At 70.6% G+C, this 25278-nt stretch carries 17 protein-coding genes; 6 read left to right on the top strand and 11 right to left on the bottom strand.

All coding sequences use genetic code 11. The features are described 5' to 3' along the window. The first annotated feature begins 30 nt into the window (after positions 1-30). Positions 31-822 carry a hypothetical protein gene (locus ACWCSV_RS13580; protein ID WP_451141671.1) on the top strand — a complete coding sequence of 264 codons (792 nt, stop codon included), beginning with the start codon at positions 31-33 and terminating at the stop codon, positions 820-822. Positions 823-1138: 316 nt separating this feature from the next. Here ACWCSV_RS13580 and ACWCSV_RS13575 read toward each other — a convergent pair whose 3' ends face one another. After that, positions 1139-2416 (bottom strand): damage-control phosphatase ARMT1 family protein, encoded by a 1278-nt coding sequence (locus tag ACWCSV_RS13575; protein ID WP_451141797.1) that lies wholly within the window; start codon positions 2414-2416, stop codon positions 1139-1141. Positions 2417-3352: 936 nt separating this feature from the next. Here ACWCSV_RS13575 and ACWCSV_RS13570 point away from each other — a divergent pair. From ACWCSV_RS13570 to ACWCSV_RS13560, 3 genes are all read left to right on the top strand, one after another. After that, positions 3353-4900, top strand: coding sequence for an endo-1,4-beta-xylanase (locus tag ACWCSV_RS13570; RefSeq protein WP_451141669.1), 1548 nt, complete (start codon positions 3353-3355; stop codon positions 4898-4900). A gap of 176 nt (positions 4901-5076) precedes the next feature. Beyond that, complete coding sequence (locus ACWCSV_RS13565; protein WP_451141795.1) at positions 5077-7830, top strand: glycoside hydrolase family 48 protein; 2754 nt, start codon at positions 5077-5079, stop codon at positions 7828-7830. Between the two features lie 316 nt (positions 7831-8146). Next, complete coding sequence (locus ACWCSV_RS13560) at positions 8147-10498, top strand: glycoside hydrolase family 6 protein (protein WP_451141793.1); 2352 nt, start codon at positions 8147-8149, stop codon at positions 10496-10498. 150 nt (positions 10499-10648) lie between these two features. Here the strand turns inward: ACWCSV_RS13560 and ACWCSV_RS13555 are convergent, their stop codons facing one another. The 9 genes from ACWCSV_RS13555 to ACWCSV_RS13515 all read right to left on the bottom strand — a co-directional run bounded on the left by ACWCSV_RS13555 (position 10649) and on the right by ACWCSV_RS13515 (position 21112). Further along, positions 10649-11533, bottom strand: coding sequence for a branched-chain amino acid aminotransferase (locus tag ACWCSV_RS13555; RefSeq protein WP_451141667.1), 885 nt, complete (start codon positions 11531-11533; stop codon positions 10649-10651). Further along, complete coding sequence (locus ACWCSV_RS13550; RefSeq protein WP_451141665.1) at positions 11530-12855, bottom strand: ATP-grasp domain-containing protein; 1326 nt, start codon at positions 12853-12855, stop codon at positions 11530-11532. Before ACWCSV_RS13550 ends, ACWCSV_RS13555 begins: the two co-directional genes overlap by 4 nt. A 10-nt stretch (positions 12856-12865) precedes the next feature. Next, positions 12866-13882 carry a DMT family transporter gene (locus tag ACWCSV_RS13545; protein ID WP_451141663.1) on the bottom strand — a complete coding sequence of 339 codons (1017 nt, stop codon included), beginning with the start codon at positions 13880-13882 and terminating at the stop codon, positions 12866-12868. Then, a complete protein-coding gene (locus ACWCSV_RS13540; protein WP_451141661.1) occupies positions 13876-15171 on the bottom strand; it encodes a DUF6421 family protein in 1296 nt (431 codons plus the stop codon). Before ACWCSV_RS13540 ends, ACWCSV_RS13545 begins: the two co-directional genes overlap by 7 nt. Continuing rightward, positions 15168-15746, bottom strand: a complete 579-nt coding sequence (locus ACWCSV_RS13535; protein ID WP_451141659.1) for a bacilysin biosynthesis protein BacA — start codon at positions 15744-15746, stop codon at positions 15168-15170. Before ACWCSV_RS13535 ends, ACWCSV_RS13540 begins: the two co-directional genes overlap by 4 nt. Positions 15747-16270: 524 nt before the next feature. After that, the gene (locus ACWCSV_RS13530; RefSeq protein WP_451141791.1) at positions 16271-17506 is read right to left on the bottom strand and encodes a cytochrome P450; all 1236 of its coding nucleotides are present in this window, start codon (positions 17504-17506) and stop codon (positions 16271-16273) included. A gap of 5 nt (positions 17507-17511) precedes the next feature. Further along, entirely contained in the window at positions 17512-18297 is a 786-nt protein-coding gene (locus ACWCSV_RS13525; RefSeq protein WP_451141657.1) for a thioesterase II family protein, read from the bottom strand. Then, a complete protein-coding gene (locus ACWCSV_RS13520) occupies positions 18297-19328 on the bottom strand; it encodes a methyltransferase (RefSeq protein WP_451141655.1) in 1032 nt (343 codons plus the stop codon). The genes ACWCSV_RS13525 and ACWCSV_RS13520 overlap by 1 nt, the downstream gene beginning before the upstream one ends. A gap of 32 nt (positions 19329-19360) precedes the next feature. Further along, positions 19361-21112, bottom strand: coding sequence for an amino acid adenylation domain-containing protein (locus ACWCSV_RS13515; protein WP_451141653.1), 1752 nt, complete (start codon positions 21110-21112; stop codon positions 19361-19363). A gap of 550 nt (positions 21113-21662) precedes the next feature. Here ACWCSV_RS13515 and ACWCSV_RS13510 point away from each other — a divergent pair. Together ACWCSV_RS13510 and ACWCSV_RS13505 are read left to right on the top strand one after the other, a co-directional pair. Next, positions 21663-22340, top strand: coding sequence for a 2OG-Fe dioxygenase family protein (locus tag ACWCSV_RS13510; RefSeq protein ID WP_451141651.1), 678 nt, complete (start codon positions 21663-21665; stop codon positions 22338-22340). Continuing rightward, on the top strand, positions 22334-23647 hold the full coding sequence (locus ACWCSV_RS13505; RefSeq protein WP_451141649.1) for an ATP-grasp domain-containing protein: 1314 nt from the start codon (positions 22334-22336) through the stop codon (positions 23645-23647). Before ACWCSV_RS13510 ends, ACWCSV_RS13505 begins: the two co-directional genes overlap by 7 nt. An 88-nt stretch (positions 23648-23735) precedes the next feature. Here ACWCSV_RS13505 and ACWCSV_RS13500 read toward each other — a convergent pair whose 3' ends face one another. Continuing rightward, positions 23736-25121 (bottom strand): peptidase C39 family protein, encoded by a 1386-nt coding sequence (locus ACWCSV_RS13500; RefSeq protein WP_451141647.1) that lies wholly within the window; start codon positions 25119-25121, stop codon positions 23736-23738. Between the last annotated feature and the right edge of the window lie 157 nt (positions 25122-25278).

The following is a 25278-nucleotide window of genomic DNA, read 5'->3' as shown; positions in this document are numbered from 1 at the left end:
CTCCACGTACCACCCACGAAAGGAGTGAGCGTGAGCGCTCGCTTCACCATGAAGTGGAAGATCGCGCTTGGGGTAACGGCGCTGGCCGCGATCGGCGCCGGAACCGTTCCGGTCTCCGCCCCGGCCGGCGGTGATCGGGGAAGCCCGGACCACTGGGGCGTCATCACCCGCAACACGATCGGCTCTCCCGTCGCTGCTCCGCGGAACGGCCCGTACGGATCGTTCGGCGTGACGGGAACCGCCGCGAGGCCGCCCTACGGACGGGGCAGCCTCGGGATCGAGGTGGCGGATCGCTCCACTTCCCTGACTCCGTCCAGTGAGAAGGTCAGCTTCGGCAACGAGGTCGACTTCTACGGCAAGCCGGTCCTTGGCACCCGGGGTCTCGACAAGGTCGGCTTCCACGTCTTCCAGACCGGCGAGAACGTCTCCTACGGCGGCCCGGCGAACATGCCGGACATCACGTTCGAGATCAATCCGAACCTCGCCGCCGCCCCGGCCACCACCTTCTCGTCGATGGTGTGGATGCCGCCGGCCTCCCCGGTGACGAACCGCTGGAGCGGCTACCTGGACGCCACCACGACCGGTACGTGGATCCTCACGGGCAACGCGGGCACCGTGACCGGCTGCACTCTGGCGACCCCGTGCACCTTCCCGCAGCTGAAGACCGCGCTCGACGACGGCGGCACACAGCCGGCCATCCTCACCGCCGCGGTGGGCAAGGGCCGCGACTACATGTGGATCGGCGCCGTCGACGGCTTGCGGATCAACGGGGCCGTCTACGACTTCGAGGTCGACGGAGTCAGGACGCGTCGCGCGGGCTGATCCCCACGCCCGGCAGGGCGTCGTCGTCCGTCGCCCCACGGCTACCGACGACGCCCTCACCTCCCACCGACCGGCGTGATCGTCGCGCGGGCACCCGCGACCCGCGGCCGGGCCCCCGCGTCATCCCTGTCCGGCGCAAGGGGGGTGTGCCGAAAGTCCCGCATGTCCGGACAACGCGGCGCACGTACGCCCGCCGCGTTGTCCGGATCACCCCGGCACATCCGGAACCGGGGGCGGCCCCCCGCCTCGCGATCACACGCACCGGACTCCGTCCGACCCGCCCTCGGGGCGGACGACGCGACTTCCGGCACACTCCCTACGGCCGCACCTGGATCAGCGCGTGCGTGCCGCTCGTACGCCAGGGGGCACCGGACTGTTCCAGGGTGTCCAGCACTCCTTGCTCCAGGCCCACGACGACGTCGGACTTCAGCGTCCGCAGGGCCGCGACGGCCCCCGGGAAGTACGCGGTGCGATCGGCGAAGGGCACCGTGGCCTCCCAACGCCGGTCGCCCACCAGGCGGCGGTAGTTGAGGTCCCCCTTCAGGATGGTGAGCGCCGCGCCCGCGAACTCGTTCCGCAGGTCCTCGGGCATCTCCTCGTAGCCGAACGGGGCGCAGAAGAACGGGTGGGTACGGATCTCCAGGCTTCCTCCGGCCATGGCGATCCAGAGCCGGTCCCCCGTCCGGCCCGCCTCTCCGGGTGCCTCGACCAGGCGGCGGAGGCAGTCGACCACGTCGGCGGTCATCGCGTCGGAGACGAAGTACGGGGAGGGTTTGACGTACAGCACGACCCGCTCGGCATGCGCGCGTTCGAGGAGGTGGTCGACGAGGACGAGATCGGGGATCAGCTCGCGTCCCGCGTTGTCGGCCACCACGGCCACCGCGGCCGGGGCGCCGACGGGCAGGAGGTGCCACAGCAGGGCGCTGTCGTCGGCGACCAGCGCCGAGGCCGCGGCGCCGTCCGCCACCGGTGCCCCCACCTGCTCCCCCGCCGAGATGCGGAAGCCGAGGTCCGCGCGGTTGCCCCAGAGCGAGGCGTGCAGGAGGGCCGCACCCCGCCGACCGGCCGGGGCGTCGGCGAGCGCGTCCAGGGCCCGCAGCTCCTCCTCGACCGCCTCGCCCCGCAGTTCGGCCCGCTTGAACGGCGCGAAGGGGTCGACTCCCCGCCACGGTCCCGGACCGAAGTACCCGACGGCGCCGAGGAGCCTGCGGTAGAAGTAGTTCTCGGCCCAGAGGAACGGGGCGTCGAACCACGAGCCCCCCACGTACTCCTCCGCCCAGAGCGCCCATGGCCCGTGGTCGGGGTCCGCGGGGTCGAGCGGTCCGACGACGTCGTCGGCGATCTCGTCCAGCAGGGCATCGAGGGCCTCGTGCTGTCGGCGGCCGTACGGAAGAGCGTCCCGTACCTGCCGGATGAGAGCGGGGTGGCGCTCGGCCAGTACACCCCGGGGAAACGAGCCGGGCTCGTCGCTCAGGACGACGGCTGCACGCCCCCCAGGAGCACCGCCGACGGGAGCACCGCCGACGGGGGCGCCGTGCGGGGCAGCGCCGCGAACAGCCTCTTCGCCCGGAGTGCGGGAGTTCTTCTCTTTCATGGTGCCCAGGCCCTTCGCGCGTCGGTCGCTCACCCGGCCATGATCGCAAGGAGCGGTCCGCTGTCGGCCCGGCCCGCCGGGACTCCGGCAGGGCGACGAGGACGGCAGCCGGCCGTGCGTCCGGGGAGGTGGACGACGAGCACGTACCGGTCGGGGAGATTTGCAGGTGCGGAGGCGGAACGGGACGCAGGCAGCCGATCGCCGCGCCCCGGCAACGACCTCGCCCACCGGCGCCCGCGCGCGGGGCGAGACCCCGACGGATCGGCGGTACGGCCGGCCCGGAGGTGCCCCGTCCCCCGTGGCCATGTGGATGCCATGACCGCACCGTGGACACCGGCTCCCCCGGCGCCCCGCGCGACACGCACGGACCGCCGCGGCGGCCCTCCCGATGCCGCCGGAGGGGCGCACTCCCCTTACCGCCGGCCAGGCGCGGAACGGCCTTCCGTTACACGGATGCGAACGGTAACGCACCAAGGCCGCACACCTCCTCGGGTGTTCTCGCCGCGGCCGGAAAGGCACCGCTCTCCTCGGCGGGTCCCGCCGCTCCTCGCTGTACGTCGAATTCATTCGACGGGTGACAACGCGCGTCGAATTCATTCGACGGCGACAACATGCGTCGAACTTATTCGACGGGTGACAGCGTGCGTCGAATTCATTCGACGGCGACAACGCGCGTCGAATTTATTCGACGAGTCACAACCCCACCTGCGGTAAAGCCCGTTCAAGGTGTGGTCGCGTTAACGCGCCCGTAAGACAGTTGTGATTCAAGTCTTGACAGGTGCTCGACACCACGTCACCTTGGGAGCGCTCCCACACCAGTACCCGCACAGTCCACTTACCCCCTTCACCACCAGCACCAGGTGGTGAAGGGGGCGTGGCGAGGCACGGACGCGCCCCGCCACTCTCCACACCGCCCGGCAGAGGAAGGGGTTTGTCATGAGCTCAATGAAGCGCTCCAGGCACGACCGCGCCAGAGGTCTCCCGGTCCTCCTGGCCGGAGCACTCACCCTCGCCCTCGCCCTCGCGAGTGGGCCGGCGACCGCGGCCCAGCAGGACACCCTGCACGAACTCGCCGCCGCCCAGGGCAAGTACTTCGGCTCCGCCACGGACAACCCCGAACTGACCGATGCCGCCTACACGGCAACCCTGGGCTCCGAGTTCGGACAGATCACCCCGGGCAACTCCATGAAGTGGGACACCACCGAGCCTGTCCAGGGCCAGTTCAACTTCGCCAAGGGCGATGTGATCACCGACTTCGCGGCGCAGCACGGCCAGACCGTGCGCGGCCACACCCTCGTCTGGCACAGCCAGCTGCCCAGCTGGGTGGGCGCGCTGCCGTCGGCGCAGGTCGAGGCCGCGATGACCCATCACATCACCGAGGAGGCGACCCACTACCGTGGCGCGGTCGCCGCATGGGACGTGGTGAACGAACCGTTCAACGAGGACGGGACCTTCCGCACGAGTCCCTTCTACAACGCGATGGGCACCGGCTACGTCGCCACCGCCCTGCGCGCCGCCCATGAAGCGGACCCGGACGCCAAGCTGTACCTCAACGACTACAACATCGAGGGGCTGGGCGCGAAGAGCGACGCCATGTACGCCCTGGTCACCGAACTGCTGGCCGAGGGTGTACCGCTCGACGGAGTCGGCATGCAGGCGCATCTGGCCGTCCAGTACGGCTTCCCGTACCAGATGCGGGCGAACATGCAGCGGTTCGCCGACCTCGGCCTCGACGTGGCGGTCACCGAACTCGACGTGCGCATGGAACTGCCCGCCGATGCCGCCAAGACCACCACACAGTCCAGCTACTACCGGCAGGTCGTCGAGGCCTGCCTGGCGGTCGGGCGCTGCGTCGGCATCACGGTCTGGGACTACACGGACAAGTACTCCTGGGTCCCGAGCACGTTCCCGGGCCAGGGCGCGGCCAACCTGTACGACGAGAACCTGGCACCCAAGCCCGCTTTCTCCGCCGTGCGCACCGCACTGGGCGGCGAGGACGGTGGCGGGGACGACGGCGGTGAGGGCGGTGACCCGGGGGCGCTCAAGGCGCGGTACCGCAACAGCGACTCGTCGGTGGGCGACAACCAGATCAAACCCGGCCTCGAACTGGTGAACACCGGCACCACGGCGGTCAGTCTGCGGGACGTGACCCTGCGGTACTGGTTCACCGCCGGCAACGGGGCTGCCACATACAGCACGTGGTGCGACTGGTCGCCGATCGGCTGCTCCGCCGTGACCCATCGGGTGCTCGCGGCGGGTACCCCGAAGGCCGGCGCGGACCACTACCTCGAAGTGGGCTTCAGCAGCGGCAGCCTCGCCCCGGGCGCCACGACGGGCGAGATCCAGATGCGCCTGAACAAGACGGACTGGTCCGTCTTCGACGAGTCGGACGACTACAGCTACGGCAGCGGCACCTCGTACGCGGACGCCCCCAAGGTCGCCGTGTACGTGGGCGGCGAGCGGGTCTGGGGCATCGAGCCCTGATCGCCGGCCCCCGGCCGCACCGCCCCGTTCCCCCTCGACGAACGCCTTGCCCTTCCCCCTCCTTCCCCTTCCCGCACCCCTCCCTTCCCCCAACGACACCCGCCAGCGGAGGATTTGTGTCGATATCACGTAGAACATTCAGCAGCGCCCTCGGTGGCAGCATCGTCGCCATCGGCATGGCACAGGGCATAGCCGTCGCCAAGCCCGCCGCCCAGGCGGCCGACAGCGGAGCTCGTGCCGCGTCGGCCACGGCCGCGGCCGACGACCCGTACACCCAGGCCTTCCTGACCCAGTACGCCAAGATCAAGGCACCCGCCAACGGCTACTTCAGCCCGGACGGCCTGCCGTACCACTCCGTCGAGACCCTGATGGTCGAGGCCCCCGACCACGGCCACCAGACGACGTCGGAGGCCGTCAGCTTCTGGATGTGGCTGGAGGCCGCGTACGGCAGGGTGACCGGCAACTGGGCGCCCTTCAACGCTGCCTGGACCGTGGCCGAGAAGACGATCATTCCGCAGCACGCGGACCAGTCGACCGCCGACTCCTACAACCCGTCGTCCCCCGCCACCTACGCCCCGGAGCACCCGCTGCCGAGCGCCTACCCCTCCGCCCTGGACGGCACGGTCAAGTCCGGCGCGGACCCGCTCGCCACGGAGCTCGCCGCGTCCTACGGGACGATGGACGTCTACGGCATGCACTGGCTGATGGACCTGGACAACGTGTACGGCTACGGCAACAAGCCGGGCACCGGCGGCGAGGCCGGACCGGGCGCCGGCGCCTCCTTCATCAACACCTACCAGCGCGGTGCGCAGGAATCGGTGTGGGAGACGGTCCCCCAGCCCACCACGGACCTGTTCAAGTACGGCGGCCCCAACGGTTACCTCGATCTGTTCGTCGGCGATTCCAGTTACGCCAAGCAGTGGAAGTACACCAACGCGCCGGACGCCGACGCCCGTGCGGTGCAGGCTGCCTACTGGGCGAACCGCTGGGCCACCGCCCAGGGCAAGGCGAGCGACGTCGCGAGCTCGGTCGCGAAGGCCGCCAAGATGGGCGACTACCTCCGCTACGCGATGTTCGACAAGTACTTCAAGCGGGTCGGCGACTGCACCGACCCGGCCTCCTGCCCGGCCGGTTCAGGCCGTGACTCCCAGCACTACCTGCTCTCCTGGTACTACGCCTGGGGCGGGGCCGCGGCGGGCAGCGGCGGCGGATGGGCCTGGCGCATCGGCGACAGCGCCTCCCACCAGGGCTACCAGAACCCGCTGGCGGCCTGGGCGCTGTCCAACGTACCGGCGCTGACCCCCAAGTCGGCCACGGCCAGGGGCGACTGGTCCAAGAGCCTGACCCGGCAGCTGGAGTTCCTGACCTGGCTGCAGTCGAGCGAGGGCGCGTTCGCGGGCGGCTGCACCAACAGCTGGGAGGGGAGTTACAGCAAGCCTCCGGCCGGCACGTCGACCTTCTACGGCATGGCGTACGACTGGCAGCCGGTCTACCACGACCCGGCGAGCAACAACTGGTTCGGTTTCCAGGCGTGGGGCATGGAGCGCCTGGCGGCGTACTACCACGAGACGGGCAACGCGTCCGCGAAGGCCGTGCTCTCCAAGTGGGTCGCCTGGGCCTCGTCCCAGACGACGGTGGGCTCCGACGGCAGCTTCCGCTTCCCCTCGACGCTCAACTGGTCGGGCCAGCCGGACACCTGGAACGCGGCGTCCCCCGGCACCAACGCGGGTCTGCACGTCACGGTGGTGGACTACTCCAACGACGTCGGTGTGGGTGCCGCGTACGTCAAGACGCTCACCTACTACGCCGCCAAGTCGGGTGACCAGAACGCCGCGGCGCTCGCCAAGGCGCTGCTGGACGCGATGGCGCTGAACACCACCACCAAGGGCATCTCGGTGCCGGAGGTCCGGCGCGACTACAACCGGTTCGACGACGAGGTGTACATCCCCGCCGGCTGGTCGGGCAAGATGCCGAACGGCGACGCCATCAAGCCGGGATCGACCTTCATCGGCATCCGCAGCTGGTACAAGAACGACCCGGACTGGCCGAAGGTGCAGGCCTACCTGGACGGCGGCGCGGCACCCACGTTCACCTACCACCGGTTCTGGGCGCAGGCGGCGCTCGCGCTGGCCTTCGCGATCTACGCGGAACTGCTGGTGGCGGGCGGCGGCCAGCCGAGCGGGGACACCCAGGCGCCGACGGTCCCGGCGGGTCTCGCCGTGACGGCGACGACCGCGAACAGCGTCTCGCTCTCCTGGTCGGCCGCCACCGACAACACCGCCGTGACCGGTTACGACGTGTACCGCAACGGGGTGCTCGCGGGGAACGCCACCACCACGACGTTCACGGACCCGGGTCTCGCCGCGGCCACCGCGTACAGCTACGCGGTCGCGGCCCGGGACGCGGCGGGCAACACCTCGGCGCTGTCGGCCGCGGTCTCCGCCACCACGAAGTCGGGCGGCTCGACCGGCACCGGAGCGGTGAAGGTCCAGTACAAGAACAGCGACTCCTCCGCCACCGACAACCAGATCAGGATGGGCCTCCAGGTGGTCAACACCGGCAGCGCCCCGATCGACCTGTCGACGGTGAAGCTGCGGTACTGGTTCTCCTCCGACGGCGGCGCGAGCACCTTCGGCACGTACTGCGACTACGCCGCGCTCGGCTCGTCCAACATCACCCACTCGGTGGTCGCGGTCTCCAGTCCGAAGACGGGCGCCGACCGCTATCTGGAGGTCGGGTTCACCGGCGGCGCGGGCACCCTGGCCGCCGGCGCGTCCACCGGTGAGCTCCAGTTGCGGCTCAACAAGAGCGACTGGTCCAACTTCAGCGAGTCCGACGACTACAGCCGCGGCACCAACACCGCGTACGCGGACTCCTCCAAGGTCGGGGCCTATGTCGCCGGCGCCCTCGCGTGGGGCACCGCTCCCTGACCGGCCGGGTGGCCCCGGCTCCGGCCGGGGCGCCCCCTCCCACTCCCGATGGCGGGACACCCACCGCCCCGCCGTACCCGCCATCGGGGCAACACCCCCAGCCCGACGACGCACCGCAGGTTCCCGCACCCCACCGGCGGGACCTGAGGGGAGCAGTGAGCCCTGACCCGGCGACCCGCTCCCGGTCGACACCCCATGAACCCGTCCGCGGCGAGCAACCGCGGGCGTATGAGAGGAGCACGGAGCCGCAATGAGTACCAGAGGCACCATCAAGAACGGCTTGCGCCGGAGACTGGCCGCAGTCTCCGCCCTGGCCATGGGCGCGGCGCTCGCCGTCGCCGTTCCCGCCACCCCCGCTTCCGCAGCAGCCACGGCGCGGGTCGACAACCCCTACGTGGGTGCGACGGCGTACGTGAACCCCGACTGGTCCGCCAAGGCGGCGGCCGAACCGGGCGGCGCCGCCATCGCCAACACGCCGGCCTTCGTCTGGATGGACCGCATCGCGGCCATCACGGGCTCCTCCGAGGCGAGGGGCCTGCGGGCGCACCTCGACACGGCACTGGCCCAGGGCGCGAACCTGTTCCAGGTCGTCATCTACGACCTGCCGGGACGCGACTGTGCCGCGCTGGCGTCCAACGGTGAGCTCGGTCCCACCGAGCTCGGCCGGTACGAAAGCGAGTACATCGACCCGATCGCCGCCATCCTCGCGGACCCGGCGTACGCGAACCTGCGCATCGTCACGATCATCGAGCCCGACTCGCTGCCCAACATCGTCACCAACGCGGGCGGCACGGCCGGTTCGACCGACGCCTGCGCGACGATGAAGGCGAACGGCAACTACGAGAAGGGCGTCGGCTACGCGCTGCACACCCTGGGCGCCATCCCCAACGTCTACAACTACATCGATGCCGCCCACCACGGCTGGCTCGGCTGGGACAGCAACATGAGCCCCGCCGCGGCGGAGTTCAAGAAGGCCGCCACGTCCGAGGGCGCCACGGTCAACGACGTCACGGGCTTCATCGTGAACACGGCCAACTACTCGGCTCTCAAGGAGCCGAACTTCAAGGTCACCGACTCGGTGAACGGCACCACGGTGCGCCAGTCCAAGTGGGTCGACTGGAACTACTACGTCGACGAGCTGTCGTTCGCCCAGGCGCTGCGCACCCTGCTGGTGAGCCAGGGCTTCAACTCCAACATCGGCATGCTGATCGACACCGCCCGCAACGGCTGGGGCGGCTCCGCACGGCCCACCGCCCCGGGTCCGACGACCAGCGTGGACGCCTACGTGGACGGCGGCCGGGTCGACCGCCGCATCCACGCGGGCAACTGGTGCAACCAGAGCGGCGCCGGCATCGGTGAGCGTCCCACCGCCGCCCCGGAGACCGGGATCGACGCGTACGTCTGGGCCAAGCCCCCGGGCGAGTCGGACGGCAACAGCGCCCCCGTCGCCAATGACGAGGGCAAGGGCTTCGACCGGATGTGCGACCCCACGTACACCGGTAACGGCCGCAACGGCAACAGCATGACCGGCGCCCTGCCGAACTCCCCGCTCGCGGGCCACTGGTTCTCCGCGCAGTTCCAGGAGCTCGTCCGCAACGCCTACCCGCCGATCACCGGCGGCGGCACCGGCACCGACACCACCGCTCCCTCCGCCCCGGCCGGCCTGACGTCCACGGCGAAGACCAGCACCAGCGTCTCGCTGTCCTGGACCGCGTCCACCGACAACACCGCCGTGACCGGCTACGACATCTTCCGCGCCGGGGTGAAGGTGGGCTCCTCCACCACCACCTCGTACACGGACACCGGCCTGACCGCCTCGACCGCCTACAGCTACACGGTCAAGGCCAAGGACGCCGCCGGCAACGTCTCGGCCGCCTCCAGCGCCCTCTCCGTCACCACCTCCGCGACCAGCGGCGGCGGCACCGACACCACCGCTCCCACCGCCCCGGCCGGCCTGACGTCGACCGCGAAGACCAGCACCAGCGTCTCGCTGTCCTGGACCGCGTCCACCGACAACACCGCCGTGACCGGCTACGACATCTTCCGCGCCGGGGTGAAGGTGGGCTCCTCCACCACCACCTCGTACACCGACACCGGCCTGACCGCCTCGACCGCCTACAGCTACACGGTCAAGGCCAAGGACGCCGCCGGCAACATCTCGGCCGCCTCCAGCGCCCTCTCCGTCACCACCTCCGCGACCAGCGGCGGCGGCACCGGGACGGGCACGCTCAAGGTCCAGTACAAGAACACCGACTCCTCCGCCACCGACAACCAGATCCGGCTGTCCCTCCAGCTGGTGAACACCGGCAGCACCGCGGTGAACCTGTCCACGGTGAAGCTGCGCTACTGGTTCACCCCTGAGACCGGGGCCTCCACCTTCGGTACCGCGTGCGACTACGCGGTCGTCGGCTGCGGAACCGTGACCCTCGGCGTGACGGGCGGCGGTTCGGCGACCGGCGCCAGCCACTACCTGGAGGTCGGCTTCGGCAGCGGCACCCTGGCTGCCGGCGCCTCCACCGGTGAGATCCAGCTCCGGATCAACAAGAGCGACTGGTCCAACTTCAACGAGGCGGACGACTACAGCCGCGGCACCAACACCTCCTTCGCCGACGCGGCGAAGATCGGTGCCTACGTGGGCGGCACGCTCTCCTGGGGCACCGCTCCCTGACCCGGCCGCCCACTGGCCCGCCGCCGGACTGACGCGGTGACGGGCCCGGGCCGGGTCCCCCTGCGACACCGCCCCCTGCCGGACTTCCGGCAGGGGGCGGTGTTCTTCATGCTCCGGCAGCGGGCGAGGCGCGCCGGATACGGCTTGCGGCTACAGCACGGCGGCGGAACGGGTCAGAGCGGTGTACGCCTCGGCCAGCGCCGCGGTGACCTTTCCGACCTCGTAGGAACGGCCGTCCACGGCGCTCACCGGCTGCACTTCGTAGGCCGTGCCGGTGAGGAAGACCTCGTCGGCGCGGTCCAGTTCGCCGGGCGGGATGTGCCGTACGCGGACGTCGATCCCCAGGTCCCCGGCGAGGGCGATGACGGTCTGCCGGGTGATGCCGTCGAGGAAGGTGTCCGGGGTCGGCGTGTGCAGGGCTCCGTCGATCACCAGGAAGAGATTGGCTCCGGTGGCCTCCGCCAGGTGTCCGCGGAAGTCCAGGAGGAGGGCGTCGTCGTACCCGGCCTCCTCCGCCTCGTCGCGGGCGAGGGTGCAGATGTTGTACAGCGACGCCGCCTTGGCCCGTACCGGCGCGGTGTCGGGGGAAGGACGCCGCCACCGGGACGTGCGCAGCCGGATGCCGCGGATGCGCGCGTCGTCGGAGAAGACGTGCGGCCACTCCCACGCGGCGATCGCGACGTGCACGGACGTGCCCGCCCCGGACACGCTGATCTGCTCGCTGCCCCGCCAGGCCACGGGCCTGACGTAGCCGTCGACGATCTCCTGCTGCCGGACGGTCTCCCGCATGGCGGCGGCCAGCTCACCGGGGCCGAACGGGACGCGGAAGTTCAGCTCCCGTGCCGAGGCGTGGAAGCGTTCGAAGTGCTCGGCGGCCTTGAAGGCCTGCCCGCCGTACACGCGAATGCCCTCGAAGATGCCGCCGCCGTAGTGCAGCCCGTGGGAGAGGACGTGCAGTTGGGCGTCGCGCCACGGTACGAACGTTCCGTCCAGCCAGATCACGCCGTCACGGTCGTCGAACGGGGTGGGAGTCACGCCTGCTCCTCCTGGTGGCTGTGGTCGGTGTCGTCCGCGTAGTCGATACGGACGGCCCGCTCCAGGAAGCGGTGGAACTCCTCGGTCTCGGCGGTGTTCGCGTGCCGGGACAGCACGAACGCCGGATAGCCGGTGAAGTCCGGGTAGGGCCTCACGACGTCGCCGGGGAAGAGCATCTGCACGACGTGATCGACCCGGGGGTCGTCACGCAGTTCGTCCAGTCCGGAGATCGCGGTGATCCGTCCGTATCCGCCGCAGGGAACGATGTAGTTGGCCGCGGCCCCCACGGGCTCGGACAGCGGATCGGAGCCCGGCGGTTCGGAGCCCGGCGGTTCGGGGGCGATTCCGGCGGCGATCCGCAGTGCCTGCGCCGCGAAGTCGATGCCGGTCACCCCGGAGGCGATGTAGTGGGACACCCCGGAGCCCCCGATCCGGGCCCCCATCTCCAGCAGATAGGGCGTCGCACCTCCGCGCAGCCGCAACTCCGTGTGGGTGGGGCCGTCCGTGATGCCGAGGGCCTTGTGCGCGGCGACCACCTCACGCCGGATGTCGTCCTGGACCGCGTCGGGCAGGGTGGCCGGCGCGCGGTAGACGCCCTCTTCGAAGTGCGGCCCCTGGGGGTCGCCCTTGTACCCGATGGACAGAACCCGTACGTCACCACGGTGGGCGAGGGACTCGACGGCGAACTCGGGGCCGTCGACGTACTCCTCGGCCACCAGGCCGTCCACGTGCCCCAGCTTGCTCGCGCTGGTCCGCCACACCTCGTCCACGACGCTCTTCAGGCTCCGCGGGGACTCCGCCTTGGTGACGCCGAGGCTGGAGAAGCCGTGGGCGGGCTTCACCACGACGGGGAAGGTCAGGCCCGCGGCCTTCTCCCAGTCGGCCGGCTCGTCCAGCCGGACGAATCCCGGCACGTTGAGGCCCGCCGCGGCCAGCCGCTCCCGCATGACGCGCTTGTCCTGCGCGCCGAGCGCCACGTCGCGGCCGATGCCGGGCAGCCCGAGCAGTTCGGCGGCCTCGGCGACGAACGGCACGGCGGGGTCGTAGAGAGTCACGATGCCCTGGAAGGGCTTCTCCTCGTACCGCCGCCGCAGGGCGTCCAGCGCGCCGGCCCGGTCGGCTTCGAAGTCGAACCGCAGGACGTCCGCCACGGCGGGCGGCAACCGGTCCTCGGACACCGCCTCGTCGGGCCGGGGCACCAGAACGAGGTCGATACCGGCCCGTTCCGCGCTCTCGAAGACCCAGGGGAGCGAGGTGCGCTGGTAGACCAGCACGAGGGTCGGATGGGGGCTGTCCGTCGTCATCACACGATCCTTTGCCATTGCACGTTCCTTACGCTCCATGCCGGGTGCGCACTCCGGTTCCTTCCCCGGTGTCCGCCCCGGCCTCCGCCGCCCCGCTCGCGGCGCGCCCGGCACCTCGGCCACCGGCGATGGTGAGCCACACACCGCCCGCGCAGAGCAGGAGCAGCAGAATCACGAGCGGTCCCGGTGCGGTCTCCCGGCCCAGCGCCCACTCCCCCAGCCGCACCAGGAACGGTACGACGAGCGCGAGCGCGGAGGTGAACAACGGACCCTTGCGCAGGATGAGTTCGTGCGAGATGAGGAAGACCGGAGCGGTGAGGAGCACGCCGAGGGCCGCGATGCCGCCCCAGTCGGCGGGGGAGACGCCGCCGATCGGGACGAACAGGGCGACCGTCAGCCCCAGCATGACCGTGCCCGCCCCGGTGATGGCGGGCAGGGACGCGACCGGTGCCAGGTCCGCCATGCGCCGCCGGTACACGTAGCCGTACACCGCGTAGGTGAAGGTGCCGCCGAGAGCCAGCAGGCCGCCGCTCACCAGCGCACCGCCGTCTGCCCCGGAGCCCTGGCCGCCGCCCGCGGAGCCGTCGGCCAGGGCGTACCCGAAGGCCGCGACCACGGCCAGCGCCGTGCCCAGGACCTTGCGCCGGGACGAGGGCTCACGGAAGGCGAAGACGCCGATCACGAACGTGATGCAGGGCAGCAGGGAGACGATCAGGCCGACGCGCGAGGCTCCGATGAAGCCGGTCCCCAGCAGCGTTCCGGAGTAGTACGCGAAGAAGCCGAGGAACGCCAGGAGCGCGACGCTCCCACCGCGGGCGGTCGCGGCCCGGGCCTCGGACCGCATCCGGGGGTGCAGCAGCGCGACGACGGTGATGACCACGAAGCTGGACGCCGTCCGCCCCGCCGCGACCGCCAGCGGAGGGGCGCCGTCGACCAGATGGCCGGCGAGCACCCAGCCGGCCGCCAGCAGCAGGACCATGAGCACCGAGAGGCCGGGCACCGCGAGACGCGCGCCCCGGCGGGCGGGGGACGTGTCCGTCACCATTCCGCGCGCTCGAACTCCAGCGCGGGCATCCTGTCCAGCCCTTGCTTGGCCCGCAGCAGCACCCGCTGGTCCTCGGTGAAGGCGTACCGCTGCCGCGGCGAACCGGCCGGAGCGGGCTCGGGGGCGGGGAGGTGGCGGCGCACCAGCGCCCTGGCCGCCGCGCGGTACTCGTCGTCGGTCGTGACGTCCGCCTCCAGTTTCTCGACCGTGGTGACGAACTCGCGCAGCGCGTCGAGGGCCTTGGCCCGGTCGAAGCGGAGCAGGGCGCCGTCGGCCGGAGTACCGGCCAGTGCACCGTGCTCGCGCAGCCAGGAGTAGAGGAAGACCCCGGTGCCCGAGTCGAAGTTGCGGGTGGCGTCGTCCGCCTGCGGGTAGCGGAAGACCCGCTCCAGCAGGATCATGTCGATCTGTTCCTCGGCGAACGGGACGACGCCGCTGTCCGCGCAGGCCAGCACGGTCTTCGCGTCGACCTTGATCTCTTCGAGCAGCCCGACGAACCAGTTCATCTTCAGCGAGATGTGCTCGTCGAACGGCCAGAGCCCCTGGTAGTGCATCGAGTCGTGCAGGTAGCCCCAGATGGCACGGGCCTCGAAGCACACGTCCGCGTCCAGACCCGTGGACGCCCGGGGCAGGGTCTCCGGTGTCAGGACGGCCTCCGCTCCGGACAGCGCGTAGGTCTCGTGGATCTTCCGCATCTTGTTGTAGAAGAACATGGCGTACGGCTGCTCGGTGATCTTGTCGTGAGCGGCCACGTTCTCCGGGAAGAACACCAGGCAGTTGCCCTGTCTGAAGCCCGCGCTGCCGGTGATGAGCACCAGCGACTGGCAGTTGTTCCTGGGGTGCGGGTAGGACACGGCGAGATCCGCCAGCGCGGCGGGCTCCTTGCGCAGGGCGAAGAAGCAGTCCAGCCGCTTGCCCACGGGCGGCGCGCTGTTGGTGCTCTGCAGCGGTGCGAGGAAGAAGACGTCCGAGCCGTCCTCGGGCACCCGCAGGGCGTCTCGCGAGCGTGCGAAGTGGGGAGGGGTGTCCAGGCCGGCCGCGAGCCAGCCGTCGACGTCGGCCGCCAGGGCGAGCGCCTGCCCGTCCCGGCCGCGGCGTCCGTACCAGGCGCACGCCTCGTCGCGGATCCGGCCGAGCAGCTCCCGGTCCGCTTCGGTGGCTCCGGGGACGGTCCCGTCGTCCAGCTGCCGTTGCCGGAAGAGGTCGACCTTCGGGATGAGGGATCCGGTCAGCTCGTCGGCGTCGGCCGCCGGGCCTGCGGGGACCGGGGCGGTGGCGACAGTGGTCACAGCGCAGCACCCGCCGGAAGCAGTTGCTCGCTCTCGATGTCGACCGCCAGCACCTGGTGGATGGTGAACACCATGGGTACGGCGCCGAAGTCCCGTACCACGCGCAGTCCGTGGTTCTCGGCGGCGACATGGGTGGTGATGCAGCCCTCGACCCGGCCCTCGGCGCAGTCGATGGCCGCCTGGGAGTTGCTCAGTACCTCACGGATCTCCGTGCCGGCGGGTATGAGCCTCGTCGGCGCCGGGTGCGAGGCGACGGTCGCGGGCCGGGCCGCACCACGGGTGGCGAGCACCATGTTGTGCGTCGGCATGACGAAGCTGTCGACCATGTGCAGCCGGTGCAGGTTGCTGAAGACCAGCGTGTGGAGCGCGGGATAGACCGCGCAGGCGACCAGCGCGTGCTGTCCGTCGTCGGGCACGGCGTCGAGCGCGGACTCGATGGAGGAGTGCAGCTCCACCGTTCCCCGGATGCCGCTCCGCCGGAGCCACTCGTGGGACGCGGCTTCCAGATTGGTGCCGTGCGGTCCGAGTGTATGCAGATGCCGGATGTGTTCCGGCCCGTTCTTTTCGTGCCTCATGGGCCCCCCGTTACCAGCAGATGATCAATGGCTGCGTCAGGTGTTTCCTGGATGCCTGGTGCAGGAGATCACGCTTCGCGGGGATCATCAAGATTCCATAAACGAGGTCTCAGATTTCGAGATTTCCCGGACACGTGCCCGCAGTTGATGCTCTCCCTCCCGCACTTGGTGCCCTTTCTCCCGTATTCGGCGCTCTTCCTCCCGTTGCTGACGCCCTTCCCTTCCCCGCCCGTCCCGCACCGCGGAACACGTCGGGCGGAACACGTCGGGCGGAACACCAAAATCCGCTTTCTTGCGCGCGTCTCGACCTTTCGGCGTCCACACCATCGGAGAAATCAAGACACATTTCCGGAAAGTCGCTGGTGGCGACAGACATTTCCAGCCGTTCGCGGATTCATGATCCCGATCGGGAACGCGCACCGCGGGTCCCGCAGCACGGCCGGTCGCCGGGGTGTCCGGGCGGGTGCCCCGCGGGGCACCCGCCCGTTCGCGTGTCCGTCACTCGCCTGCGGTCACAGACCCGTTCACGCGTCCGCTCGCCGGTCCCGCGGGATCAGCCGCACCGGCAGGTGCTCGATTCCGCCGATGAGGTTGGACCGCATGCGCCTCACCTCGCCGGTCGGCTCGGCGCGCGCCACCCGTTGTCCCAGGACGCCGAAGAAGGTGTTCAGCTCCGTGGTGGCGAGTGCCGCGCCGATGCAGAAGTGGCTCCCGTAGGCGAAGGTGAGGTTGCGGCTCACCTCCTGCCGGCCGATGTCGAACCGGTCGGGCTCCTCGAAGACCGACTCGTCCCGGTTGCCGGACGCCAGCCACACCGCGACCATGTCGCCGGCCGCGATGCGCTGTCCCCCGAGTTCGGTGTCACGGGTGGCGGTGCGCAGCACGTGCATGGCGGGCGTGGTGAAGCGCAGGATCTCCTGCACCGCGGTCGGCAGCAGCCCAGGCTCCGCCTGGAGCCGGAGCCACTGTTCGGGGTGCTCGATGAACGCGAGGAGTCCGCCGATGGTGGCGTGCCGGGTGGTCTCGTTGCCGCCGGAGATCAGCCCGTTGCAGTTCAGGATGATCTCTTCCTCGGTCAACGGCCTGCCGTCGATCCGGCCGTGCACGAGGGCGCTGATGATGTCCTCCTGCGGCTCCTTCCTGCGCAGACGCATCAGTTCGTCGTAGTAGAGGAAGATGTCCGTGTGGGCCGTGGCCATCCGCTGCCGCTGTTCCGGTCCGGGATCGCCGCCCACGCCGAAGGCCGTCATCGTGCGGGACAGCATGAAGTCCCAGTCGGCGCGCGGTACTCCGAGCATGTCGCAGATCACCGACAGCGGCAGTCGGGCCGCCACTTCGGTGAAGTCGCAGTCCCCCTGCTCCAGGGCGTTCTCGATCACCTCGACCGAGATCGTCCGCATGGTCTCCTGCAACCGGTGCACCATGCGCGGGGTGAAGGCCGCGCTGACGACCCGTCGGATCATGCCGTGCCGCGGCGGGTCGGTGATGACCATCATCTTGCCGGTCGCGGCCCTGGTCGCCACCGGATCGGCGTCGAGCCGCATCCCCCCGGTGGAGCTGAAGGTGCCGGCGTCGGACAGTACACGGGTGATCAGGTCGTACGTCAGGACGGCCCAGAAGGCCGAGCCGTCGGCCCGCCGGATCCGGCAGACCGGGCTCTCCCGCCGCAGCCGCGCCAGGGCGGGGCCCGCCTCCCCCCTCTGGTGCAGCAGCGGGTCGGACAGGTCCGGCACCGACGGCCGTGCGGCCTCCTCCGTCATCGTCGTCACAGCGTGTCGCCCCCGTTCGCGACCGCGGCAGGGGCCGGCGACAGCCGGCTCCGCAACGCTTCCAGCAGCTCCGGCAGGGATTCCTGGAGGTAGAAGTGACCGCCCGGGAAGACGTCGACGCTCGTGCCGGCCCGGGTGAGTTCCGCCCAGCGGGCCATCCCGGCGGCGGGCGCACTCGGATCGGACCGGCCCGCGAAGACCGCGATCGGGACGTCCAGCGGTCCGCGCTCGACGTACGTGTACGTCTCGCAGGCCGCGAAGTCGTCCCGCAGGATCGGCAGGACCAGTTCGAGCAGGGTCGGGTTCTCGAGGATCTCCGGTGGCGTGCCCTGGAGTCCGGTGACGTGGGCGAGGAAGTCGTCGTCGGACAGGGCGTGTACGGAGGTTCGGGCCCGCGCGTGCGGTGGGACGTAACCGGAGACCGCCAGGTGGGCCGGGGGCCGTCCGGCCGCGGTGAGCGCGTGGCTGAGGTCGTATCCCAGGAGCGCGCCCATGCTGTGCCCGAAGAAGGCGAACGGCCGTTCGCCGGCCCGTTCGAGGACGGGTCCGGCGAGCCGCTCGGTGAGTGCCACGAGGGAGCGCTCGGCGGGTTCGGCCAGCCGCGCTTCGCGGCCCGGCAGCTGTACGGGGACGACCTCGGCGTCCGAGCCGAGGAGCCGTTGCCAGTCCCGGTAGACGGATGCGCCCGCGCCTCCGTGGTGCAGGCAGAACAGCAGGCTCGTCCGCTCGTCGGCGTCCTCGGCCGGGTAAGGGAACCAGGGGCTGGTGCCGTTCGGGGCCATCAGCGGCTCGCGAGGAAGAGCCGGCCGGTGGGGAAGCCGAGTTCGACGACCTCCACCGCGCTGAAGCCCGCGGCGAGCAGCTTGTCCCGCCACTCCTGCTCGGTGAGCAGCTTCCGCTTCATGAACTGCTGGTGGTAATAGGTGACGATGGCACTGAACGCCCGTTCCCGGGGGTTGCGCACGTAGGGCACGGCGTCGGTGATGGCCATGACGCCACCGGGGCGCAGCGCCTCACGGCACTGGGCGAGGACCTTGTCGGCGACGCTCTCCTCTTCCGGCATCATGTCGTGGAAGACGAATCCGGCGTGGATGACGTCGGCTCCGGCGAGCGGACCCGGGTCGTCGGCGACGGACTGGATGGGCCGCTCGACCACGGTGAGGCGGTCGCCGACGCCCTCCTGCACGGCGGCCTTCTCGGCCGCGCGGCACGATGCCGGGTCGAGGTCGAGGCCGACGGCGGTGGAGCCCGGGAACGCCTGGAGCACCTCGATCAGCAGTCGGCAGGTGCCCGCGCCGAGGTCGACGACGCGCTCCGGTTCGAGGCGGAAGATGGCGTCCAGAGCGGCCGGGTAGAAGGCCTGGGCGCCCATCCACTGCGAACTGATGGCCACTTGACGGCCGTCCCGGGTGTAGGCGCCGGTCGGCTTGCCCGGGTGGGTGAGGTACTCACGGGCGTTCTCGATGAACGGGCGGTTCGCGTTCATGGTCCAGGACAGGTAGCCCGCCTGGTGCTGGATGCGCGCGTACTCGGCGGACGTGCGGAACCGCCCGGGTTCGCCGGACGCGTCCACCGCGTCGATGATGCCGGCCGATTCGAGCGCCTCCAGGTATCCCGCCACGCCCTCCTCGGGGAGGTCGGTGGCGGCGGCTATCTCCGCGACGGTGAAGTCCTTGCCCACGGTGATGGCGTCCGTCACGCCGAGCCGGTCGCCCATTTCCATCAGCGCGGCCGCGGCGGCGAGGGCGGGGGCGGGACCACTGGCCTCGATCTCGGTCGCGAGGCTCCGCTGAAGAGAAGTGTCGAATGCCATGTTTCTTCCTCTCTGGGGTACCGGGCCGGCCGTCAGGAGAGCTCGACGGCCAGTTGTTCGATCGTGGGATGGAGGTAGAGGGTGCGGGCGGAGACGTCCGCGCCCACTTCTCGTCTGAGTGCGGCGAGCAGTTGCGCGGCGAGCAGGGAGTGACCGCCCAGCGCGAAGAAGTCGTCCTGGACGCCCACGGGTTCCACGCCCAGTACGTCGCCCCACATCGCCGCGAGGCGCACTTCGAGCGGGGTGCGCGGCAGGATCAGGGGGGTGGTGAGGCCGCGGGCGACGCGGGTGGCGGCGGGCAGCGCCCTGCGGTCGACCTTGCCGTTCCGGTTGAGCGGGAGCTCGGACCGGAGCAGTACGGCCCAGGGCACCATGTGGGGCGGAAGTTCCGTGCTCAGGGCCTCGCGCAGACGGGCCCCGAACTCCGCCGCGCCGGGGCCGTCGGCGGACGCCGCGGCCGGCTCGGGGAGGACGTAGGCGAGCAGGCGCTTGTTGCCCGAGGCGTCTTCCTGGGGGACGACGACCGCGTCGCGTACGTCCGGATGCCGGGTGAGCACCGCCTCCACGTGACCGGGTTCGACGCGGAAGCCGCGGATCTTCACCTGGTTGTCGACGCGTCCGAGGAACTCGACGAGGCCGTCGGTCCGCCGTCGGACCAGGTCGCCGGTGCGGTACATACGGGAACCGGGCTCGAGGGCGTACGGATCGGCCACGAACCGGGTGGCGGTGGCCGCGGGCCGTCCGAGATAGCCCCGGGCCAGTCCGTCGCCGGACGTGCAGAGCTCGCCGGCCTCCCCGTCCGGCACCGGTCGCAGGTCCGGGCCGAGGATCGCGATGCGGGTGCCCTTGACCGCCCGGCCGATGGGCACCGGCTCGTCGGCCGCGGGCGGGGTGGTCGTGGTCCAGCACGTCGTGAAGGACGTGTTCTCGGTGGGCCCGTAACCGTTGGTGAACAGCAGCTCGGGACAGGCGTCCATGAGCTGTCGTACGTGACCGGCCGACGCGACGTCACCGCCGGTCAGAACGTGGCGGACACCTTCGAACGCTTCCGGATGCCGGGTCACCATCTGGTTGAACAGGCCGGTGGTGAGCAGCAGTACGGTGACGCCCTCCTGCTGGATCACCTTCGCCAGTTCGTCCAGTTCGGCGGTCCGGCCTTCGTGGACCACCAGGCGGGCGCCGTTCACCAGGGCGCCCCAGATCTCGATCGTGGACGCGTCGAAGGCGACGGGAGCGAGCTCCAGGAAGACGTCCTCGGCCCCGATGTCGATCCAGTCCGGCGTGTACAGCAGCCGGGCCACGGCCCGGTGCGGGACCTCGACGCCCTTGGGTTCGCCGGTGGAGCCAGAGGTGTAACTCACGTAGGCGAGCTGGTCAGGATGGGCCGGCACCAGGTCGTCACCGGTCGGCGGCCTCTCGGCGGGCAGGCCGGTGTCAGGCAGGGCCAGCGCGCGGCAGTGCGGGGGGACCCGTCCGGCCTGTCCCTCCTCGGCCACCACCACGCCGACGCCCGCGTCCGCGAGCAGCCGGGCGCACCGGGCGTCCGGGTCGCCGGGATCGACGACCAGGTAGGCGGCGCCGGTCTTGAGGACGGCGAGCAGGGTGACGATCAGGGCGGCGGACCGGTGGGCCAGTACGCCGACGATGTCACCGGCCCCCACGCCGTGGGCCCGCAGGACGCGGGACCAGTTGTCGGCCCGCATATCGAGCTGAGCGTACGTCAGCTTTTCGGATCCGCACAGGACGGCCACCTTGTGCGGGTGTGCGAGAGCCCGCCGAGCCACTTTCTCGTGGATACAGAGCGGGTTTTTTCCGGGCTCGTAACCGTCCACGGCCGATTCAATCCCTTCGGTTTTCTGCGACCCACTACGGATGCCATCACGGGAAACCGACAGTCAAGCCCCGGGTGAGGCCGGACGACCGGCACGAAATAGCCGGACGAAGAGCAGCGGCAGCAGTTTCGCGGCACACCCAAGAAAGCTTTCGGCCGAGAGCATACGGGTCTGCCGCCGGAGGTCCATCGGCGCGTTCCGGCCAAGATCTGCAGTTGGCCGGAGCGGCCCTGCAGATCAATGTCCGATACCAGCCACCCCGAGTCACGAGGAAGATCCGGCCGTGCGGCTTTTCTGCCCCGACTAACGGACAGCGATTCCGATAGTCGAATGCGGGTGCGTCCGATTCCTTTCCGTCCCGCACCCCCGCAGCAGGTTCCGAAGAATCAGAATTTACCGTCCCATGAGAGTCCAATATGCCTAGCTCACACTGTGTTGACCGGCCGTCGAACGCCGTGTTTTGCTGATGCGAAAGAGCCCGCCGGCACCCCAGGAGGCAGTTATGCGCTTTTCCCTGCACAGCTCGATCGGCCACATATCGGACGCGATGATCGCGAGCTACGCAGAACTTCCTGTCGACCAGTTCCTGAAAGAGGGCGACCATTTCCGCTATCGCGCCTTCGGGCGGGCCGCGATCAAGGGGGAAAAGATCGACTGGCTCGACAACCTGTCCTTCTTCCAGGCCAAGAAGATCAACCACTACGCCGGCGGCTTCACCCGGCAGGCCACTCCGCTGGGCCCCGCCGCACGCGACTTCACGGAGCGGCTCGTCCGTGACCCGCGGACCCGTGAGCTGCTGAACGCCGAGGAGTTCGAGATCAACTGCCACCAGATCCGCATCGTCGCCACCGACGACGAAGTCGGCCTTCCCGTGCCCGAGGGCTTCCACCGCGACGGCTACGACCTGGTCTCCGCCACCTGCATCGCGGTCGGGAACATGAGCGGCGGGATCTCGCTGGTCCGGGAGGCCAGGGTGAACGGCGAGGAGAGCGACGACGGCGACATGCTGTTCGAGCGGGTGATGGCTCCCGGTGAGACCCTGTACTTCGCCGACGAGGACGTGGTGCACTACGTCACTCCCATCACCCCGAAGGTGCCGGGCCGGCCGGCGTACCGGGATGTGGTCGTGACGACCTACGACGTCAGCGGACGCGGCGGCCTGGCGGACGAGGAATGCTGAACCACGCCGCCGCCTCGGACAACGGCGACCGCTACCTGTTGCTGCTGGGAGCCGACATCCCCCTGCGGGAGCGTGCCGTCGTCTCGGCGCTGCGCACCTACCCGGGCCCTGTACTCGGAATGAGCACCAGCCCGGCGACGCCGCTGGGCAACCGGTTCTTCGATCACGTGCTCAAGGCCGACTACTGCAACGCCGAGCAGGCTCTCTCGGCGGTGCTCGACTTCGAGAAGGAAACCGGCCTGCGGCCGGACGCCGTGGTGCCCGTCATCGAGATGAACGTGCACGTGTCCGTCGCGATCGCGCGCCACTACGGGCTGCCCGCGATCTCGGACGACTGCCTGGCGCTGGTCCGGGACAAGCACACGATGAAGCTGGCGTTCGAGCAGGCCGGGGTGCCCTGCGCGCGGCACCGGACGTTCGGCACCCTGGACGAACTGCGGCAGGCCGCCGCCGGTCTCGACTTCCCGCTGGTGCTGAAGCCGCGCGACTTCGCCGGCAACGTCGGTACCGTCATGGTCGCCTCGGCCGAGGAGCTGCCCGCCGCGTTCGACTACTGCCGGGCCTCACTGCTGGAGGTCGCCCCCCTCTACGACTTCGCCGACGGGCGCTACCAGGCCGAGGAGTTCGTCTCCGCTCCGCACGAGGTCTCCGTCGAGGTCGCCAACCACGGAAGCGAGCGCGTCGTCCTCGCGGTGACGGACAAGTCCAAGGCCGGGGCCCCCTATTTCTCGGAGATGGGGCAGCTGGTGCCCAGCGTGGAATCGGAGAACCAGGCTCTGCGCCGCGTCGCGCTGGACGCGTGCGAGGCCCTGCTCATCGACCGCGGGGTCGCCCATGTGGAGGTGCTGGTCGACGGAGACCGGCTCAGCGTGGTCGAGGTCGCCGCCCGGCCCGGCGGTGACGGCATCATGGACCTGGTCGAGCGGGTCTACGGCTACAGCCCGTACGACTTCCACATCGCCTCGTACCGCGGCCGGCTCGACCGGCTGCCGGACTTTCCGGCTGTCCCCCTGGGCATCGGCGCGACGGCCTTCCTCAAACTGCCGCCCGGCACCGTCACCGAAGTGAGACGACCGCCCGACACCACGAGCCGGGAGACCGTCCTCCACCCCACGGCCAAACCCGGGGACCGCTCCCGGCGGGACGGTTCCTACCTGGCGCGCGCCGGGATTCTGGAGTGCTTCGCCCGAGGCACCGGACACGATCCGCAGGCCTTCCGCGCGGAGGTGGACACACTGGCGAAGACCCGCGCCGAGCAGATCTTCGGCCTGGACCGCGAGCCGGAAGACGGAGGCACCCCGCGCTGACCGGCCGCCGCGACCGTCCGGTCCGGCCGCCTCGCCCGGGACGGGCAGGCCCGCGGCCGTCGAGGCGGCCGCGGGCCTGCCCACCCGCTCACACCAGTCCGAGCGCCCCCAGCACCCGGCGCTGCGCCGCGGTCGGACCGGTCGGCCAGTAGAGGTAGCAGACCCCGCCCGTGCCGCTGCGCACGTTGCCGCTCGCGTCGTACCGCTTCGTCCGCAGCCAGATCTGCTCCCACTCGCTCCGCGAGTAGATCCGGCGCACCGCGTCGTCGTCCTTCGAGGCGGGGTCGTTGGCGATGACGTCGCCGTCCTCGGTGAAGCCGATCACCGTCATCAGATGGCCCGACGTGCCGTAACCGGCGCCCGTCAGCTCCTCCTTGAGGAAGGACTGCGAGGTGATGACGGGGATGCCGGCCCGGACGAGGGTCTCCACGTCGGTGAGCGAGCCGAGGCGGGTGACGGCGGAGGACATGTCCGGGTAGGTGGCGGCGTAGGCGGCGTTGAAGGGCCAGTTGCCGCAGCCGTCGTACTGGTAGTCGAACGTGTAGCGCGCCGCGTGGCAGATCTGGGGGTCGGGGAGACCCGGCTTGACCCAGGCGAGCTGTTCGGCCGTGGGCTTGCGGCCCCAGTACTCGATGATCATCTGCGAGGAGGTGGGGCTGCACCAGGCCTCGCCGCCGTTGTCGTACTCGGGGTACTGCCCCGCGTGGAGGTTCTGCGAGTAGCGCGGCACCGCCAGCTCGTGGCCGCGGCCGGTGCCGGGGGTGCTCGCCGGCACGGTGAAGCGGTCCGGGACGTCCGAGGCCATCGCGCCGGCGCGCCAGACCGTCGGGGTGAGGCTGGTGCCGGGCCTGCGGTGGAGGGTGAGGCGGAGCCGGTAGTGCGTCAGGCGCAGGCCGCTCGCCGCGTCGTCGACGGAGAAGGTGTCGGTCCAGACGGAGCTCTTCCCGTCCGTCTGGTCGTCCACCGAGGTGCGGCGGATGTCCTCGTCCCCTGCCGCCCACCGGCCCATCACGTACCAGGGGGTGTCCGTGCCGTCCGAGTAGCGGCCGAGCAGTTCGATCTGGATCCAGGTACCGGCGGGGGTGTCGGCGTTCCAGGAGGCGATCACCTCGGTGGCCGGTACGGCGCTGCGGTGGGACGGGGACGTCCAGGTGGCGTACTCCCATGCGGCGGTCGTGCCGGTGTGCGGGTCGGTGTAATCGGTGGTCCCTGCGGGGTTGCCGATCACCAGGCCGGGCCTGTGGCCTGCGACGGCGCGGGTTCCGGCGGCGGAGCCGGAGCGCCAGTCGGTGTACGACGACCAGAAGTGGTTGTCCACGGCGGTGTCCGGGGCCTTGGAGGGGTAGGCGTGGCGGCGGGAAGAGCCGGAGGCGGTGCGTGCGGCGGCGGACGCGGGTCCGGCCGCCACCGTGGAGGCGGCGGCGACGGCCGCGAGGGCGGCGAGAACGTTCCTGCGGTTGTGCGGTCCGGTCATGGGGGGGCTCCCGAGTCGTTGGCGGACGAGGGCGTACAGCGGGTGCTGCGAGTACAGCGGGTGTTGCGGGTACAGCGGGTGCGGCGTGCTCGCGCGCACAGCGGGGTGCGCGTCCAGCGGGGTGCGCGTCGAGCGGGTGCGGCGTGCGGGCGGGTAC

The sequence above is a fragment of the Streptomyces sp. NPDC001770 genome, assembly GCF_053596135.1.
The sequence above is the reverse complement of the archived record's forward strand: the minus strand, read 5'-3'. Positions and strand labels throughout refer to the sequence as shown.

What these genes read in the sequence shown, in the direction of transcription:
- ACWCSV_RS13560 (WP_451141793.1), top strand. Translation starts at nt 8,147, where the DNA reads ATGGGCGCGGCGCTCGCCGTCGCCGTTCCCGCCACCCCCGCTTCCGCA.
- ACWCSV_RS13545 (WP_451141663.1), bottom strand. Translation starts at nt 13,882, where the DNA reads ATGGTGACGGACACGTCCCCCGCCCGCCGGGGCGCGCGTCTCGCGGTG.
- ACWCSV_RS13565 (WP_451141795.1), top strand. Translation starts at nt 5,077, where the DNA reads ATGGCACAGGGCATAGCCGTCGCCAAGCCCGCCGCCCAGGCGGCCGAC.
- ACWCSV_RS13500 (WP_451141647.1), bottom strand. Translation starts at nt 25,121, where the DNA reads ATGACCGGACCGCACAACCGCAGGAACGTTCTCGCCGCCCTCGCGGCC.
- ACWCSV_RS13535 (WP_451141659.1), bottom strand. Translation starts at nt 15,746, where the DNA reads ATGAGGCACGAAAAGAACGGGCCGGAACACATCCGGCATCTGCATACA.
- ACWCSV_RS13520 (WP_451141655.1), bottom strand. Translation starts at nt 19,328, where the DNA reads ATGGCATTCGACACTTCTCTTCAGCGGAGCCTCGCGACCGAGATCGAG.
- ACWCSV_RS13525 (WP_451141657.1), bottom strand. Translation starts at nt 18,297, where the DNA reads ATGGCCCCGAACGGCACCAGCCCCTGGTTCCCTTACCCGGCCGAGGAC.
- ACWCSV_RS13575 (WP_451141797.1), bottom strand. Translation starts at nt 2,416, where the DNA reads ATGAAAGAGAAGAACTCCCGCACTCCGGGCGAAGAGGCTGTTCGCGGC.
- ACWCSV_RS13530 (WP_451141791.1), bottom strand. Translation starts at nt 17,506, where the DNA reads ATGACGGAGGAGGCCGCACGGCCGTCGGTGCCGGACCTGTCCGACCCG.
- ACWCSV_RS13505 (WP_451141649.1), top strand. Translation starts at nt 22,334, where the DNA reads ATGCTGAACCACGCCGCCGCCTCGGACAACGGCGACCGCTACCTGTTG.
- ACWCSV_RS13570 (WP_451141669.1), top strand. Translation starts at nt 3,353, where the DNA reads ATGAGCTCAATGAAGCGCTCCAGGCACGACCGCGCCAGAGGTCTCCCG.
- ACWCSV_RS13550 (WP_451141665.1), bottom strand. Translation starts at nt 12,855, where the DNA reads ATGGCAAAGGATCGTGTGATGACGACGGACAGCCCCCATCCGACCCTC.
- ACWCSV_RS13510 (WP_451141651.1), top strand. Translation starts at nt 21,663, where the DNA reads ATGCGCTTTTCCCTGCACAGCTCGATCGGCCACATATCGGACGCGATG.